This is a genomic window from Bradyrhizobium sp. 139 (assembly GCF_023074175.1).
Taxonomy (GTDB): domain Bacteria; phylum Pseudomonadota; class Alphaproteobacteria; order Rhizobiales; family Xanthobacteraceae; genus Bradyrhizobium.
In genome coordinates, this window is the sequence record NZ_JADPKS010000041.1 from 1 (window position 1) to 15,500 (window position 15,500).

The 15,500-nt window shown below is 65.1% G+C and carries 12 protein-coding genes and 1 pseudogene; 10 read left to right on the forward strand and 3 right to left on the reverse strand.

Annotation, left to right across the window (positions count from 1 at the left end; genetic code table 11):
* Positions 1-115 precede the first annotated feature (115 nt).
* Positions 116-541 carry a universal stress protein gene (locus tag IVA80_RS10855; RefSeq protein WP_247428996.1) on the reverse strand — a complete coding sequence of 142 codons (426 nt, stop codon included), beginning with the start codon at positions 539-541 and terminating at the stop codon, positions 116-118.
* Positions 542-612: 71 nt separating this feature from the next.
* Complete coding sequence (locus IVA80_RS10860) at positions 613-1,149, reverse strand: histidine phosphatase family protein (protein ID WP_247429000.1); 537 nt, start codon at positions 1,147-1,149, stop codon at positions 613-615.
* 215 nt (positions 1,150-1,364) lie between these two features.
* Between IVA80_RS10860 and IVA80_RS10865 the strand changes: the two genes are divergently transcribed.
* From IVA80_RS10865 to IVA80_RS10905, 9 genes are all read left to right on the forward strand, one after another.
* Positions 1,365-2,822 carry an FAD-binding oxidoreductase gene (locus IVA80_RS10865; RefSeq protein ID WP_247429003.1) on the forward strand — a complete coding sequence of 486 codons (1,458 nt, stop codon included), beginning with the start codon at positions 1,365-1,367 and terminating at the stop codon, positions 2,820-2,822.
* Between the two features lie 86 nt (positions 2,823-2,908).
* Positions 2,909-3,421 (forward strand): peptide-methionine (R)-S-oxide reductase MsrB, encoded by a 513-nt coding sequence (msrB, locus tag IVA80_RS10870; RefSeq protein ID WP_247429006.1) that lies wholly within the window; start codon positions 2,909-2,911, stop codon positions 3,419-3,421.
* 239 nt (positions 3,422-3,660) lie between these two features.
* Complete coding sequence (locus IVA80_RS10875; protein ID WP_247429008.1) at positions 3,661-5,913, forward strand: flagellar hook-basal body complex protein; 2,253 nt, start codon at positions 3,661-3,663, stop codon at positions 5,911-5,913.
* Positions 5,914-5,948: 35 nt separating this feature from the next.
* Positions 5,949-7,829, forward strand: a complete 1,881-nt coding sequence (gene flgK / locus IVA80_RS10880; RefSeq protein ID WP_247429010.1) for a flagellar hook-associated protein FlgK — start codon at positions 5,949-5,951, stop codon at positions 7,827-7,829.
* Between the two features lie 21 nt (positions 7,830-7,850).
* Positions 7,851-9,749: a flagellar protein gene (locus IVA80_RS10885; protein WP_247429013.1), complete on the forward strand. Its 1,899-nt coding sequence runs from the start codon at positions 7,851-7,853 to the stop codon at positions 9,747-9,749.
* Between the two features lie 72 nt (positions 9,750-9,821).
* Complete coding sequence (locus tag IVA80_RS10890) at positions 9,822-10,028, forward strand: hypothetical protein (RefSeq protein ID WP_247429027.1); 207 nt, start codon at positions 9,822-9,824, stop codon at positions 10,026-10,028.
* Entirely contained in the window at positions 10,018-11,661 is a 1,644-nt protein-coding gene (locus IVA80_RS10895) for a hypothetical protein (RefSeq protein ID WP_247429016.1), read from the forward strand. The genes IVA80_RS10890 and IVA80_RS10895 overlap by 11 nt, the downstream gene beginning before the upstream one ends.
* 1 nt (position 11,662) lies before the next feature.
* Complete coding sequence (locus tag IVA80_RS10900) at positions 11,663-12,898, forward strand: hypothetical protein (RefSeq protein WP_247429018.1); 1,236 nt, start codon at positions 11,663-11,665, stop codon at positions 12,896-12,898.
* Positions 12,895-14,394: an aspartate aminotransferase family protein gene (locus tag IVA80_RS10905; protein ID WP_247429020.1), complete on the forward strand. Its 1,500-nt coding sequence runs from the start codon at positions 12,895-12,897 to the stop codon at positions 14,392-14,394. Before IVA80_RS10900 ends, IVA80_RS10905 begins: the two co-directional genes overlap by 4 nt.
* 72 nt (positions 14,395-14,466) lie before the next feature.
* On the opposite strand, the gene flbT is transcribed toward IVA80_RS10905, so the two are convergent.
* Positions 14,467-14,892 (reverse strand): flagellar biosynthesis repressor FlbT, encoded by a 426-nt coding sequence (gene flbT, locus IVA80_RS10910; protein WP_247429024.1) that lies wholly within the window; start codon positions 14,890-14,892, stop codon positions 14,467-14,469.
* 323 nt (positions 14,893-15,215) lie between these two features.
* Here flbT and IVA80_RS10915 point away from each other — a divergent pair.
* Positions 15,216-15,500: pseudogene (locus tag IVA80_RS10915) on the forward strand (flagellin); the annotation flags it as partial.

Below are 15,500 nucleotides of genomic sequence, written 5' to 3' on the forward strand. Positions count from 1 at the left end.
GCTTGCCTTCCAACCAAGCCGCGCGACGCGCGCCACAAATAGCGCCGTAGCTAGCGCGGCTTGGCTGGAAGGCTGCCCGGGGCCCGTTACCCCATCTACGAACTGCGTGCAACGCTCAGTGCCTGACCACCAGCACCGAGCACTTCGCGTACCGCACCACATGCCCGGCATTGGAGCCGAGGAAATAGGTGCGCATCGCCGGCCGGTGCGAGGTCATCACGATCAGGTCGGCCTTCATGTGCACGGCTTCCTCCAGGATCTCGTGGTAGATGCCACCCTGGCGCACCACGCTGGAAATACGGCCTGCCTCGATGCCGGATTCGCGCGCGACGATGGCGAGTGCTTCTTCCGAGGTCTGGCGCTGCTGCTCGTCGAAATCGGCCGGCACATATTCGGCCAGCATCACCGGCGTCATCGGCAGCACGTTGAGCAGGCGCACGGTGCCGCTCCAGGTCTGCGACAACGTTGCCGCGGTCGCGATCGCCGGCTTTGCGAGGTCGGTGTCGGCGAGGTCGATGGGCACGAGGATGGACTTGAACATCTGCGCCTCCAAATCTTCCAGTCAGCTTGCGTTCGAGCTGGATCGACCGGTCGAGACCGCGTCCGCGCGTCTCAACTCGATCGAAGCAGCCTGGGGCTGACGAACTGCACCAGTTTGCCGCGGCGGTAGGCCACGTCACCCCAATCCTTGACGTCAAAATCGAAGATCGCAAGCCCCGCCGTGGGCAAGTTGTCGGCGAGCGCCTTGGCGCCGGCCGAATCGCCGCCGCCCATCAGCATCAGGGCGGCCTCGTGCATGCCGGGATTGTGGGCAATCAGCAGCAGCTGTTTCGGGTCGGCGGGAGCGGTTGCAGTGCGAATGGAGGCCAGGATCTGCGCGGGATCGGCGCCGTAGAGTTCCGGCAGGACCTCGACCTGCGGCGCGGCGACGCGGTCCTTCATCGTCTCCCAGGCGACGTCCCAGGTCTGCCGGGCCCGGACGGCATGCGACACCAGCACGGTCTCGGGGAAGGGGGGATGGGCGGCGATCCAGTCGCCGATTTGCGCAGCATCCTTGTGGCCGCGGTCGTCGAGCCGGCGGTCCTGATCACGGCCGCTTGGCGCGTCGGTCTCGGTCTTGGCATGACGCAGCAGCAGCAAACGGCGCATGGAATTCTCGAATCGTTACGGTTCAGGATAATGGCGGCGGTTGAGGACTAGGTGACAAGCGCCCGATTAGTCCATAAAGCGCGATGAGATTAGGGCGAATCGTCATCGCGCTTTAGGTTATTGTTTTGAGCATGATCTCCGCGCAAACGCGTTCCGCGTTTGTCGCGAGGGAAAACCGCTGCACACTTTTCCGGATCATGCTCTAAGAAAACGACATGAGCGAGACTTTCACAAGCGTGTCCCAGGAAGAAGCCGGCTTTCCCGAGCGCGCGCGGCTGTCGTTCGACCTCGACGCCGACATCTGCGTGATCGGGGCCGGGCTGGCCGGGCTCTCCATCGCGCTGGAGGCGGCCCGACTCGGGGCCAGCGTCGCGGTGCTCGAAGGCCGCCATATCGGCTGGAACGCCTCCGGCAACCAGCTCGGCACCGTGATGCCGGGCTTCGCGCTGCCGCTCACCGAACTGATCGAGCGCATCGGCTTCGAGGACGCGCGCGAATTGTGGACGCTGTCGAAGGAGGGCGCCGGGTTCGTCCGGGCCAACGCCACCGAGGAGAACATGCCGGGGATCGCCCAGAGCAACGGCGTGCTCGTGGTCTCCAACGTCGATGCCGGCGACCGGCTGATCAGCCGGTTGCAGATGCTGAACGAGGATTTCGACACCGAGGTCGAGGGCTGGCAGGCCGATCGCATCCGCGGGGTGCTCAACACCGATCGCTACTTCCACGGCGTCTACTATCCCCGGGCGTTCCAGGTCGACGGCCGCAAATATGTGCACGGCCTCGCAGCACTGGCGCGGCGGGCAGGCGCCCGCATCTTCGAGGATACGCCGGTCGTCAGCATCGATCATTCCGGCATCCGCAAGCGCATCGTCACGCCCTCGGCGCGGCTGCGCGCCACGCACATCGTGCTCGCCGGCAATATCCACCTCGGCGCGCCGCTGAAGCGGCTCTCGGAGACTCTGCTGCCGGTCTGGCGCTATGCCGGAATCACCGCGCCGCTTGGCGAGCGCGTGCACGACATCATGGTCTTCAAGGGATCGGTGATGGATTCCGACGGGGTCGATCATTTCCGTGTGGTCGATGGCGACCGCCTGATGTGGGAGAGCGCCGAGACCACCTGGGCCGCGCGTCCGCAGCGCTTTGCGGGCACGATCAGGCGGCGGATCCGGACCATCTTCCCGCAACTCGGCGATGTCGAGATTACCGATACGTTCGGCGGCGCCACCGGCCAGACCGTGCACGGCATGCCGCAGATCGGCCAGTTGCGCAAAGGCCTGTGGGTGGCGAGCGGATTCGGCCGTCAGGGCATGAACACCTCGGCCATGGCCGGACAGTTGATCGCGCGCAGCATCTTGCGGGGCGACGAGCGCTGGCGGCTGTTCTCGCCGTTCGAACTGGTCTGGGCAGGGGGCGCGACCGGACGGGTGGCGGGCCAATTGGTGGGAATTTGGACCAGGACGAGTTCAGCCGCCGCAGGCTCGCTCGCCCGCTACCGCGAGCGGGCGCGGATCAAGGACCGGGAACGCGAAGCCCGTCTGGCCGAAGCCAACCGGGCCGCCGGCACCGGTCCGCGCCGTCCGCCGCCCGGTGTCCGGCCGCGGCCGGCCCCTCCGCCGAAACCTGCGGCCGAGGCCGTGGAACCGGCCTCGCGGGACAACAGCGTCTCGCAATAAATCGAGAAAAATCCCGCCCGGAAGTGTAACGTCGGCCGTTAGAGCCCGTATCTCAGGGCGTGGACTCCCCGCGCACGGAGAATGAGATGTTTGACCGCCGCATCCTGTTGACGACTGTCGCCGGCCTGTTCGGCCTTTCGGCCTTCCGCTGGCTCAGAGCATCGCCTGCTGAGGCTGGAGAGAAGGCCGCGCAAAAATTCGAGATTGAGAAGACCGACGCCGAGTGGCGTGCCCAGCTCACGCCGCAGCAATATGAGATCCTGCGTAAAGAGGGCACCGAGCGGCCCGGGTCCAGCCCGTTGCTGAAGGAGCATCGCAAGGGCATCTTCGCCTGCGCCGGCTGCGACCTGCCGCTGTTTGCGTCCGACACCAAATTCGAGAGCGGCACGGGTTGGCCGAGCTTCTATCAGCCGATCGAGGGCAACGTCGGCAAGACCGAGGACCGCACTTTCGGCATGCTCCGCACCGAGGTGCATTGCAGGCGCTGCGGCGGCCATCTCGGTCACGTCTTCGACGACGGTCCGAAGCCGACTGGATTGCGCTACTGCATCGATGGCTTCGGGCTGGTCTTCCACCCGGCTGCGGCGTCGGCGACGTAAGGCTCTTTAGTTTGACGCGCTTTCCTCACGCGAACCGGTAGCCACTTCGCTCGAAACCGCCATGAGATCCCGGCAATTGTTGCCGGCCCGGCAATTGTGCCCCGGTCATCCGACCGGGGCATTCCTGTTTAAGTCATTGATTTCCTGAGAATACCCGCATTGGCACAGGCCTTGCGAAGTCTCCTCCGAATGCGGCCATGGGTCCGGCGGCCGCCGAGATCGGATCTGGAGACAAAGTTATGGGTATCTTCGATGCAATGAACACCTCGGTGGGTGGCCTGCAGGCGCAGTCCTATGCGCTGCAGAACATTTCCGGCAACATCGCGAACTCATCCACCACCGGTTACAAGGGCATCGGGACCAGCTTCGTCGATCTTATTCCCGACTCCTCGGTGCCGAGCAAGCAGGTCGCGGGCGGCGTGACGGCCAACGCCAAGGCCACCATCACCACGCAGGGCACGATCTCGGGCTCGAGCGTCGCCACCAACATGGCGATCACCGGCGACGGCTTTTTCGCGGTGCAGAAGGCGAACGGCATCGTCGACAACGTGCCGGTGTTCAACGGCGTCACCTATTACAGCCGCCGCGGCGACTTCCAGGTCAATGCCAACGGCAATCTGGTCAACGGCGCCGGCTATTACTTGATGGGTGTCGCGGTCGACCCGAAGACCGGCAATCCGACCGGCAGCGTGCCGACGGTGCTGCAATTCCAGAACAACTTCATCCCGGCGCAGGCGACGACTTCAATCCAGTATGCGGCGAACCTGCCGACCCAGCCGAACACGGTGGCGAGTTCGACGGCGGCAAGCGGCTCGCTGCTGGCGGCCGGCGGCCTGAACCCGTCCGATTTCGCCGCCAACCCGCTGGCGGTGGGCACGCCGCCTGCGCCCTATGCAAATGCCACGGCCTCCGGCGCTGCGGCCACGGGCAATATTCGCACGGCCTACTCGTCGACAAGTGCAACGGGCACGACTGCGCTTCAGAACAATTCCTCGGCTGCGGCATCGACGACCACGTCGCTCGATGGCGCCGCAGGCGTTCATCTTGCTTCCAGCATTCTCGCCGGACTTGCCGGCCAGACGCTGACGATCAACGGCAATACGATCACCTTCGACAACAGCACGACTGTCACGCCCAGTGGCAGCAACACCACGATCGGCCTTGGCGCCGGCACGACGGCGACGGTTGCCAGCATCCTGAACGCGATCCAGACCGCCGGCGGTACCGGCGTCACTGCAACGTTGACCCCCAGCGGCAACATCCAGATCGCCAGCGGCACGACGAGCGACGTGTCGATAGGCAGCGGCACCGCAGCCACGGCGCTCGGCATCAGCAGCGTGACGCGCGGCGGCAACGTGCTGTCCACGCCCGCGATCACGGGCGCAACGGTGCTGAGCGGGAGTGCGACGGCCGGCGGCGCCGAAGTGCTCTCGTCCGGCTTTGCCGCCGGCGACACTATCACTGTCAACGGCCAGACGCTGGCCTTCGTCGCCTCGGGCGCATCGGGTGCGAACCAGATCAACATCACCGACAACATCACGACCCTGCTCGGCAAGATAGACTTTCTCGCCGGTGCAACGGGGTCGTCGGTCGGCAGCGGCGGCGTGGTCACCCTGAACACCGGCACCGCCTCCAACCTGTCGGTGTCCAGCTCCAACAGCGCAGCCTTCGCCGCGCTCGGATTCACCTCGACCATCACCAAGAACCGCGACGGCGGCGGCACTGCCGGCACCGGCACGGTGATCGGCAACGATATCGCCACCTTCACCAAGGAATCGATCAGCGGTGGCGCGGTGACCGCCTACAACGCTGCCGGCACGCCGGTGAACCTGCAACTGCGCTGGGCCAAGACCGACAGTGCCTCGCTGGGAGCGGGCCATGCCGATACCTGGAACATGTTCTACCAGACCGATCCGAACGCGACCGGCACGCAGGTCGGCTGGGTCAATACTGGCCAGGCCTTCACCTTTGCCGGCGACGGCTCGCTCACCTCGCCGAGCGGCTCGGGCATCACCATCAACAACGTCACCGTCAGCGGCCAGTCGCTGGGTTCGCTCTCCTTCAACATCTCCTCCGGCGGGCTGACGCAATATGCGAGCACGAGCGGCGCGGTCACCATCAACACCATCACGCAGAACGGCTACTCCGCCGGTCAGCTGCGTTCGGTCGCCGTCAGCAACAACGGTCTCGTGGTCGGCACCTTCTCCAACGGCCAGAACCTCAACCTAGCGGCGGTGACGCTGTCGCACTTCAACGGCACCAACTACCTGAAGGCAATGGACGGCGGCGCCTATGCCGTGACCGACCAATCCGGTCCGGCGATCGCGGGGGCCTCGGGCACCATTGCGGGCTCGTCGTTGGAAGGATCCAACACCGACATCGCCGACGAATTCACCAAGCTGATCGTGACCCAGCAGGCCTACTCGGCCAACACCAAGGTGATCACGACCGCGAATTCGATGGTGCAGGACCTCTTGAACGTATTGCGCTGATCGGCGCGTAACGTAACCAAAGGCGGCTAGTCAACATGGGTTTGAGTTCAGCCCTCGCCAGTGCGATGAGCGGTCTGCGTGCCAACCAGGCCGCGCTCTCGATCGTCTCCTCGAACGTCGCAAATTCGCAGACGCCCGGTTACGTCGTCCAGACGGCGAACCAGATCGAGGTCACCACCGGCGACTTCGGCTCGACGGCAATGACCACCGGCGTCAGCCGGGAGCTCGACGCCTATGTGTTGAACCAGCTGCGCACCGAGACCGGTGGCAGCGGTTACGCCGACCAGATGGCCAACATCCTAAAGCAGCTTCAGAATGTCTATGGCAATCCCGGCGGCAGCGGCACACTCGAAACCGCGCTGAACAACTTCACAACGGCGCTCCAGGCGCTGTCGACGAGCGCGGGCTCGTCTTCGGCGCAGACCGTTGCCGTCGGAGCGGCGCAGGCATTGGCGCAGCAGCTCAACGTCACCACCAAGGGCATCCAGTCGCTGCGCTCCAACGCCGAGCAGGATCTCGGCAACTCGGCGCAGCAGGCTAACACGGCGATGCAGCAGGTCGCGGACATCAATACCAGGCTCCAGGGCCTGCCGGCGAACGATCCGTCCGCGGCAACGCTGATGGACCAGCGCGATCAGGCCATCAATACTCTCTCCAAATATGTCGACGTCCACGTCGTCACCGACGGATCGAACCAGGCGAACATCTTCACCACCACCGGCATCCAGCTCGTCGGCGCCGGGCTCGCCTCGCAGTTCACCTTTGCTTCTACCGGCGCGCTCTCGGCGACCTCGCTCTACGACATTGATCCGGCCAAGTCGGGTGTCGGTGCGTTCAACATCAAGCTTCCGAACGGCTCACAGGTCGACGTCGTCGCCAACAACGTGGTGTCTTCCGGCCAGATCGCGGCCGATCTCAAGCTGCGCGACCAGACGCTGGTGCAGGCGCAGAACCAGATCGACCAGCTCGCCGCCGCGATGTCGAGCGCGCTCTCGGACAAGACCACGGCCGGCAGCACGGTCTCCGGCCCGCCGGCCGGTTTCGACCTCGACCTTGCGGGCGCAGCGCCGGGCAACAGCATCAACATCACCTATACGGATACAACCAACACGCAGCGCCAGATCACGCTGGTCAACGTGACCGATCCGGCGGCGCTGCCGCTGCAGAATGCCACCAATGCCAACCCGATGCAGGTCGGCGTCAACTTCTCCGGCGGCATGGGTGCGATCGCGTCTGCGCTCAACACGGCGCTTGCCGGCGCGCATCTGACATTCTCCGCCGCCCCGTCGCCGGCCACCGCCACGACGCTGCGGGTCACCGATGACAACACCGGCCTTACCAAGGTCAACACGTCTTCGATCACCAAAACGATCTCGTCGCTGACCTCGGGCAATCCGCAACTGCCGCTGTTCACCGACGGCGGCCAGGCGCTCTACACCGGCGCGATCACGGCATCCGGTTCGCAGATGACCGGCCTTGCCGGACGCATCGCCGTGAATACACAGCTGGCCAACGATCCGACCAGGCTGTCGGTCTACAACACCTCGCCGACGACGCCTGCGGGCGACACCACGCGTTCGGACTTTCTCTACTCGCAGCTCACCAATGCGGTGTTCTCCTACTCGCCGCAGACCGGCCTCGGCTCGTCGAGCCAGCCGTTCACCGGCAGCGTCTCGAACTACCTCCAGCAGTTCCTGAGCGTGCAGAGCAATGCGGCGACGCAGGCGACCCAGCTTCAGCAGGGCCAGAGCGTCGTGGTCTCGACGCTTCAGGCCAAGTTCAACTCGACCTCCAGCGTCAACCTCGACTCGGAGATGTCCAACCTGATCCAACTCCAGAATGCCTACGCCGCCAACGCCCACGTGATGTCGGTGGTGCAGAGCATGATGAACACGTTGCTCCAGGCTCAAGTGTAACAAGTAACAGGGCTCTGAAACATGTCGATCAGCAGCATCAACTACTCTTCCTCGGTTCTCGGCGCACAGATCCGCAACATCAACCAGCAGCTCACCGACCTGTCGACGCAGCTGTCGACCGGCAAGCTGTCGCAGAACTATTCCGGGATGGGCACCAACGAGGGCTTTGCGATCGCCGGGCGCTCGCAGCTCTCCAACATTGCCGCCTATACCGACACGATCACGAACGTGAACGTCAACATCAACCTTGCCAATACCGCGCTCCAGTCGCTCACGACCATCCGCAACACGGTGCAGACCGGCTCCGCAAGTACCGCGCAGGATCTCAACGTCAACGGCCAGACCGTCGCGCAGAACACAGCCGCGGCGCAGTTCGGCTCGATGGTGGGTGTTCTCAACACGCAGTCGGGCAACCGCTATCTGTTCTCCGGGACGGCGTTCAACACGCAGTCGGTTGCCAATGCTGGCGACATCATCAACGGCACCACCACGCAGGCGGGCTTCAAGACCGTCATGGCGGAACGCCAGGCCGCCGACCTCGGCGCCGGCACGGGGCGGCTGGTGCAGACGTCATTGCCGTCGGGCGCGGTGCAGGTGTCCGAGGACGTTGCCGGATCGCCATTCGGGCTCAAGATCGCGGCGGTCTCCTCGACGCTGACGGGCGCGACGGTCACCGGCCCGAGCGGCTCGCCGGTGTCATTCTCGGTGAATCTCAACGGCACCAATCCGAACAATGGCGACAAGCTGAGCGTTCAATTCACGCTGCCCGACGGCTCGACCGAGCAGATCGACCTGACTGCGTCTACCGCCACGCCGACGCCCGTCGGCAGCTTTGCGATCGATGCAAGCGTTCCGGTCAACCCGGCCAACACCCAGACCAGTCTCAACACCGCGCTGAACACCGCGATCAAGAAGCTCGCGGGCACCTCGCTCGTGGCGGCGTCAGCGGTCACGGCGGGCGACAATTTCTTCAACACGGCAAGCTCCGTGACCGGGACCTCGGCGGTCACCAATCAGATCGCCCTGCCGGCATCGAACATAGCCACGGGCGCGACGGCACTCGCGGCCGCAAGTGGACCGGACTCGATTGCGCCGGGCTTTTCCGCCGGCGACACCATCAGTGTCAACGGCACCACGCTGATTTTCGTGAATTCAGGTGCGACCGGCAACCAGCTCAACGTCGGCGACAGCATCCAGACACTGATGAGCAAGATCGACTCGATCACGGGCACCTCGAAGCCGTCGACGATTCATGGCGGCGTGATCACGATCAACACCGACGATGCGGCGAGCCTGAACATCTCGGGCTCGACCCCGGGCGCGACCGCCGCGCTCGGATCGCTAGGCTTTAGCTCCTCGCCCATCACCGCCACGCAGCCGCCGTTGCGCGTCGGCTCGTCGCCCGCAAGCGGGGCGACGACACTGGTCAACGGCTCGGCCAATACCGTGAAATGGTACACCGGCAATGAAGGGCCCGGCTCGGCGCGCTCGACTGCGGTGGCGCGGGTCGACGATTCGGTCACGGTGCAATATGGCGCGCAGGCCGACGAGGACGCGATCCGCCAACAGTTGCAGGCGATCGCTGTGTTCGGGACGTTCTCGACCTCGCCGACCGGGCAGTATTCGGGCGGGCAGGTCGCCGCCTTGAGCCTGCGGGTGACGCAGGCGCTGACGAAGCAACCCGGCCAGCAGCGCCTCGAGGACATCCAGACCGACCTCGCGATGGCCCAGAACACGATGAAGGACGCAAGCACGCGCCAGACGCAGGCCAAGGCGCAGCTCCAGTCCATCGTCGACCAGGCGGAGTCGGCCTCGCCGGACCAGGTCGCCAGCGAGATCCTCTCGCTCCAGAACGCGCTTCAGGCGTCCTACCAGGTGACCTCGAACCTCGCGCAGCTCTCGCTCGTCAAGTTCCTGTAGGTGCGCATTAAGGCGCCGTTAACCATGCCTCTTTACCTCTTGGTGAGGATTTGAGCGGGGGCGGAGCCGTCAATGTCGGACGAGATGCAGCGGGTGGTGGCCACGCCGTGCTTTGGCATCGCTCCGGCGACACGCACATATCTCTCCGAGGACTTCGCCTTCTGCAAGCGCTGGACCGACATCCAGAGCTCGCTCGATCACGTCGGGCCGTCGGTGGTCCACGGTGACATCGCCTCGCAATTCGCGCCATCGCCTGCGGCGGCGGCCGATGCGGCGTGAGCCATCCGGCATGAGCGCCGGCGCATCCCGTCTGCCGGTCCCCGAGCGCAGGTTCGACGGCGGCTCGCGCTACCGCCTGCGCGATCTCTTCACGCCACTGGACACGCTGCTCGTCTCCGGCGGAGATCCGCGGCTGGCGCTCGATCCGGAAGATCGCGTCAATGCCTATGGCTGCGCGGCTTCGCCGGAGCCGGAGATCTGGAATTTCGCCTCCTCGACCGCGTCGACCATCTCGCAATTCGCCTATGACCGTGCCGCGCTGGCGCGGGAAGAGCTGATGCACAAGTGCCTGTTCGACGAGGTCGAGATTGCCTTCGACGCGCGCTGCGAGGAGATGCGCCAGGAGTTGCGCGGCCATCTCCAGCTCTCGCCGCGCGTCGAAATCGTGTTCTCCCCATCCGGCACGGACTCCCAGCTCCATGCCCTGTTCCTGGCACGGGCTGCGCTCGGCGCGCCGCCGGTGACGATCGTGGTCGGCGCCGACCAGACCGGCAGCGGCACGCCTCATGCTGCGCGCGGGCACCATTTCAACTGGATGACGGCAAGCGGCCTTGCGGTGCGCAAGGACGCCGCGGTCGTGGGCCTCGCCGGCGACAGCATCGCGGTGCCGCTGCTCGACGCCGCGTCCGACGTCGCGATGCGCGCGGATGCGGATGCTGCGGTCATGCGTGCAATCGAGAACAGCCTCGCGCAAGATCGCCGCGTTCTGTTGCAGATCATGGATTCGTCAAAACTCGGCTGGCGTGCCCCAAGCGAGGCCTGCCTCGACGAGATCGCCAAGCGCTGGCCACGCAAGGTTCAGGTCGTCGTCGATGCCTGTCAGGCGCGGCTCGGCCGCCGCCGGCTGCGGTCCTATCTCGACCGTGGCTACATGGTGCTGATCACCGGCTCGAAATTCTTCGGCGGGCCTGCCTTCAGCGGCGCGCTGCTGGTGCCGAAAGGGCTTTCGCGATCGCTTGACCGGATTGAGGGGATCGCGCCGGGCTTTTTCGACTATGCCGGCCGCTGCGACTGGCCGATGGCCTGGACGGCACTGCGTTCGCGCTTCGAGCGCCGGCCGAATTTCGGTCAATGGCTGCGCTGGGAGGCCGCGCTGGCCGAGATCAGCAGCTACTACGCGATGCCCGGAGCTTTCCGCGCCAAGATGCTGGCCGAGCTCGCCGCCGGCATCGGCAGCATGATCGCGTTGTCGCCGTCGCTTCGCGCCGTTCCGACCGCAACCGAGAAGGCGGCCGCGGACGACGAGGAGTTCGCGCACCCCACGATCTTTCCGTTCACGCTGCTGCGCGATGGCAAGCCGGTCTCGATTGCCGAGACCGGCGCCGTCCATCGGGCGCTGGGGCGCGACATGAACGAGGAGATCAGCGGCAGCGCGGCGGACCGGCAGATCGCCGTGCAGCGCTGCCAGATCGGCCAGCCGGTTCGGCTCGAGCGGCCGAACGAGGCGCCACAGTCCGTGCTGCGCCTCTGCGTCGGCGCCCGGCTCGTGACGGAGGCCTGGTCGCCGGATCCGGCGCAGGCGCAACGCAATGTACAGCACGTTCTCGATCGCATCGCCCATGTCCTGGTGAAGATCGAGCTGCTGCTCGACCGTGCGGTGGCTGCGCCGGGGAAGTCTGTGCTCGAGGTGTAAGATGCTGCATCCTGTTTCCACGCCGAACTATGCCGACCGCATCGGCTTTGCGCAGTTGACGCGCCGGGCCTTCGAGGGCGGCGATCTGCATCCATTGCGCGAGCAACTCCTGGCGCGGATCGCGGACGGCACGGCCGAGGCGGGCGAAGGCCTGGATCTGTCGCTCATTGCCCAGCTTCTCGGCGAGAAGGAGGCCGGGCTCGTGATCCAGACCGAGGTGCTCTCCTTCCACCAATTGTTTCGCACACCATGTGCGATCCCGAAACCCCGCCTGCGCGTGCTCGCGCTCGCGGCTGATATCGACATGGGCGGCAACACCCCGATCGAATTCCTGCTCGAAGGCTCCGACATCGAACTGCTGACGCTGTATGTCGTCAAGGGCGTCGGCCTGCCGGAGACATTGCCCGATCACGACGTCGCCATCGTGGTCGCGTCCGATTCCGAGGAATGCCGGGAAGCGCTCGCGCTGATCGAGAAGGCCGCGCCGCACTGGCCGCGGCCGCTGCTCAATCGCCCCGATCTGATCGGCAATCTCGACCGCGACAAGCTGTATCGGCTGCTGACAGGTATTCCCGGCCTCGACATTCCCGCGACCGTCCACGCGACGCGTGCGCAATTGTCGGATCTCGTGCAGGGCCGGATCGCTTGCGAGGAGATCGCGGGCGAACTGCACTTCCCGATGATCGCGCGGCCGCGCGGCACGCATGCCGGCGTCGGGCTCGCGAAGCTCGACGATGCGTCGGCGCTCGCTGCCTATCTGGTCGAGCGTGAGGAGCAGGACTTCTTCGTCGCGCGTTTCGTCAACTATGTGAGTCCCGACGGGCTTTACCGCAAATATCGTCTCGCCATGGTCGACGGCAAGCCTTACGCCTGCCACATGGCGATCGCCGAGCGCTGGGACATCTGGTATCTCAACGCCTACATGGCGTTCAGCGATGAGAAGCGGGCCGAAGAAGCCGAATTCATGCTCGACTTCGACCATGCCTTCGCTGCGCGCCACAAAGTCGCGCTCGACGAGATGAGCAGGCGCGTCGGCCTCGATTATTTCATCGTCGATTGTGCCGAGAACCAGGACCGCGAGCTGCTGGTCTTCGAAGCCGACAACACGGCCGTCGTGCACAATATGGATCCGCCGATCGTATTTCCGTACAAGCCGCCGCAGATGCGCAAGATCTTTGCGGCGTTCACGGCGATGCTGTCGCGGCATGCAAGAGCGGGCGAGGCGAGTGCAGCATGAATGAGATCATCCGCAACGCGCAACCAGCCGTAACGCGCACTTCCCTTGATCCGCAGGACTGGAGCGAATTTCGCGCGCTCGCCCATCGCATGCTGGACGAGGCGATCGACGGCATCGCCAACGTCCGCACGCGTCCGGTGTGGCAGCCGATCCCCGACCACGTCCGCGCGGCGTTGAAGGCCGACGTGCCACGCGAGGCCAGCGATCTGGCCGATGTCTATCACGAATTCGCCGAGCATATCGCGCCCTATGCGACCGGCAACGTCCATCCCGGGTTCATGGGCTGGGTGCATGGCGGCGGCACTGCGGTCGGGATGCTCGCGGAGATGCTCGCAGCCAGCCTCAATGCCAATCTCGGCGGACGCGATCACATGCCGATCGAAGTCGAGCGCCAGATTGTCGCGTGGATGCGCCGCCTGTTCGCTTTCCCGGAGAGTGCGAGTGGCATCTTCGTCACGGGCACGTCGATGGCCAACCTGATGGCGGTGCTGGTGGCCCGCACCGCCGCGCTCGGGACGCTGGCGCGACAGCACGGCATCGGCAATGACGGCGCGCTGCTTGCGGCCTACACGTCGCAGGCCGCGCATGGCTGCATCTCCAGGGCGATGGATATGGCCGGGCTCGGCACCGATGCGCTGCGCAAGATCGCTATCGACGCCGATCATCGCATCGACGTTGCCGCGCTGCGCGCGCAGATTGCGATCGATCGCGAAGTCGGCTTCAGGCCGTTCCTGGTGGTCGCCTCCGCCGGCACGGTCGACATCGGTGCGTTCGACGATCTCAAATCAATCGCGCAGTTATGCCGCGAGGAGGGAATCTGGCTTCACGTCGATGGCGCCTTCGGTGCGCTCGCGATTCTCTCGCCCGAGCTCGGGCCGCTGCTCGGCGGCATCGAGCTTGCGGACTCAATTGCGCTCGACTTCCACAAATGGGGGCAGGTGCCCTATGACGCCGGCTTCCTCTTGGTGCGCGACGGCGAACGGCATCGGCAGGCCTTTGCGCAGCCGGCGGCCTATCTGCGCCGCGAGGCGAGGGGGCTTGCGGCGGGCGCGGTCTGGCCCTGCGATCTCGGGCCCGATCTGTCGCGCGGCTTCCGCGCGCTGAAGACCTGGTTCACGCTGAAGACGTTCGGCACCGACCGGCTGGGCGCGGTGATCGCGCGAAGCTGCGCTCTCGCCAAATATCTGGAGACACGCGTGCTGGCCGAGCCGCGGCTGGAATTGCTGGCGCCGGTCAATCTCAATATCGTCTGCTTCCGCTACCGCGCCGACGATGAGATCAATCGCGAGATCGTCGCCGACATCCAGGAGGCGGGTGTCGCGGCGCCCTCGATCACGACGCTGGCCGGAAAATTCGCGATCCGCGCCGCGATCGTCAATCACCGCACGGACGAAACGGACATCGATGCGCTGGTTGCGGCCGTGCTGGAGTTCGGCGGACGGCGGAGCGGTGGCGGATTGATCGACGTCGAGGCGCCGCCGCTCGCGGCGCAGTGACTTCAGAGAGCTTAAGAATGAAAACGCCCCGGACCTGATCCGGGGCGTTTTCTCTCGAGATGCGAAGCGTGCTCAGGCAGCCGAGCTGACGTCGTTCTTGGGATGCGTGGCCTCGTACTGGTCCCGGAGCTTGTCTTCGTAGGCGATCAGCTTGCGGGCGTCCTTCAGGGCCCGGTACAGATCGCCGCTCATGATGTGGTTGTTGATCCCCTCGATGATTGGCCAGGCGCTCGGCACCGCGGTGACAATGTCCCGCACCAGGTTGAAATAGGTGCCGTGCTGGGTCTGCGGATCCGGTGAGATGTACATGAGCTGGACCGCCAGATAGACGAGCTTGGCGGGCGTATCGGCGGTCTCCGGCGTGAGGATGTCGCGCTCGCGCAGGATCGGCACGTTGTCGCCCTCGATCAGAAGGCGGGCGCGCTGGTCGGTGTTTGTGATCACGCAATTCCCGACAATGATGCGTTCGTGCGGCTTGAGTTCGACTTTGAGAGCCATGCCTGTTCTCCATCAACCCTTTTGTAACGAGCCTCGCGCGTGCCCCGTGAATGACGGCTGCCGGCCCTGATTTGGATCCAATCCTTGCTGAATGTGGTTAACGGGTTGTAAACGTCGGCCGCCGTCGCGGAAAATTGAACGATTTCAAGGCGCTGGTTTCGAGCGCAGTCCGGACTTCGGCCTCCGGAGGGGCCCTCCGAGCCCCGACGCAGACAAACCCGGGATTTCATTTCACTGATTGTTAGAGGCTTGGACGCACCGTGCGCCCGTCGTTTGATCAATCTCGATCAGACAGGACGCGTAGCTACCAGAAAGGTAACAGTATGTCCGGTATCGTTCTCTCCTCCTCGGTTCGTCAGAACCTGCTCTCCCTCCAGTCCACCGCCGACCTGCTCGCCACCACCCAGTCCCGCCTCTCGACGGGCAAGAAGGTGAACTCGGCGCTCGACAATCCCACCAACTTCTTCACCGCACAGTCGCTCGACAACCGCGCCAGCGACATCAACAACCTGCTCGATGGCATCGCCAACGGCGTGCAGGTGCTCCAGGCCGCCAACACCGGCATCACCTCGCTGCAGAAGCTGCTCGACAGCGCCAAGTCGATCGCC

Excerpts from the sequence above, each read along its gene's own strand:
- IVA80_RS10865 (WP_247429003.1), top strand. The coding sequence starts at position 1,365 with ATGAGCGAGACTTTCACAAGCGTGTCCCAGGAAGAAGCCGGCTTTCCC.
- flgK (WP_247429010.1), top strand. The coding sequence starts at position 5,949 with ATGGGTTTGAGTTCAGCCCTCGCCAGTGCGATGAGCGGTCTGCGTGCC.
- IVA80_RS10860 (WP_247429000.1), bottom strand. The coding sequence starts at position 1,149 with ATGCGCCGTTTGCTGCTGCTGCGTCATGCCAAGACCGAGACCGACGCG.
- IVA80_RS10905 (WP_247429020.1), top strand. The coding sequence starts at position 12,895 with ATGAATGAGATCATCCGCAACGCGCAACCAGCCGTAACGCGCACTTCC.
- IVA80_RS10875 (WP_247429008.1), top strand. The coding sequence starts at position 3,661 with ATGGGTATCTTCGATGCAATGAACACCTCGGTGGGTGGCCTGCAGGCG.
- IVA80_RS10895 (WP_247429016.1), top strand. The coding sequence starts at position 10,018 with ATGCGGCGTGAGCCATCCGGCATGAGCGCCGGCGCATCCCGTCTGCCG.
- msrB (WP_247429006.1), top strand. The coding sequence starts at position 2,909 with ATGTTTGACCGCCGCATCCTGTTGACGACTGTCGCCGGCCTGTTCGGC.
- IVA80_RS10890 (WP_247429027.1), top strand. The coding sequence starts at position 9,822 with ATGTCGGACGAGATGCAGCGGGTGGTGGCCACGCCGTGCTTTGGCATC.
- IVA80_RS10885 (WP_247429013.1), top strand. The coding sequence starts at position 7,851 with ATGTCGATCAGCAGCATCAACTACTCTTCCTCGGTTCTCGGCGCACAG.
- IVA80_RS10900 (WP_247429018.1), top strand. The coding sequence starts at position 11,663 with ATGCTGCATCCTGTTTCCACGCCGAACTATGCCGACCGCATCGGCTTT.
- IVA80_RS10855 (WP_247428996.1), bottom strand. The coding sequence starts at position 541 with ATGTTCAAGTCCATCCTCGTGCCCATCGACCTCGCCGACACCGACCTC.
- flbT (WP_247429024.1), bottom strand. The coding sequence starts at position 14,892 with ATGGCTCTCAAAGTCGAACTCAAGCCGCACGAACGCATCATTGTCGGG.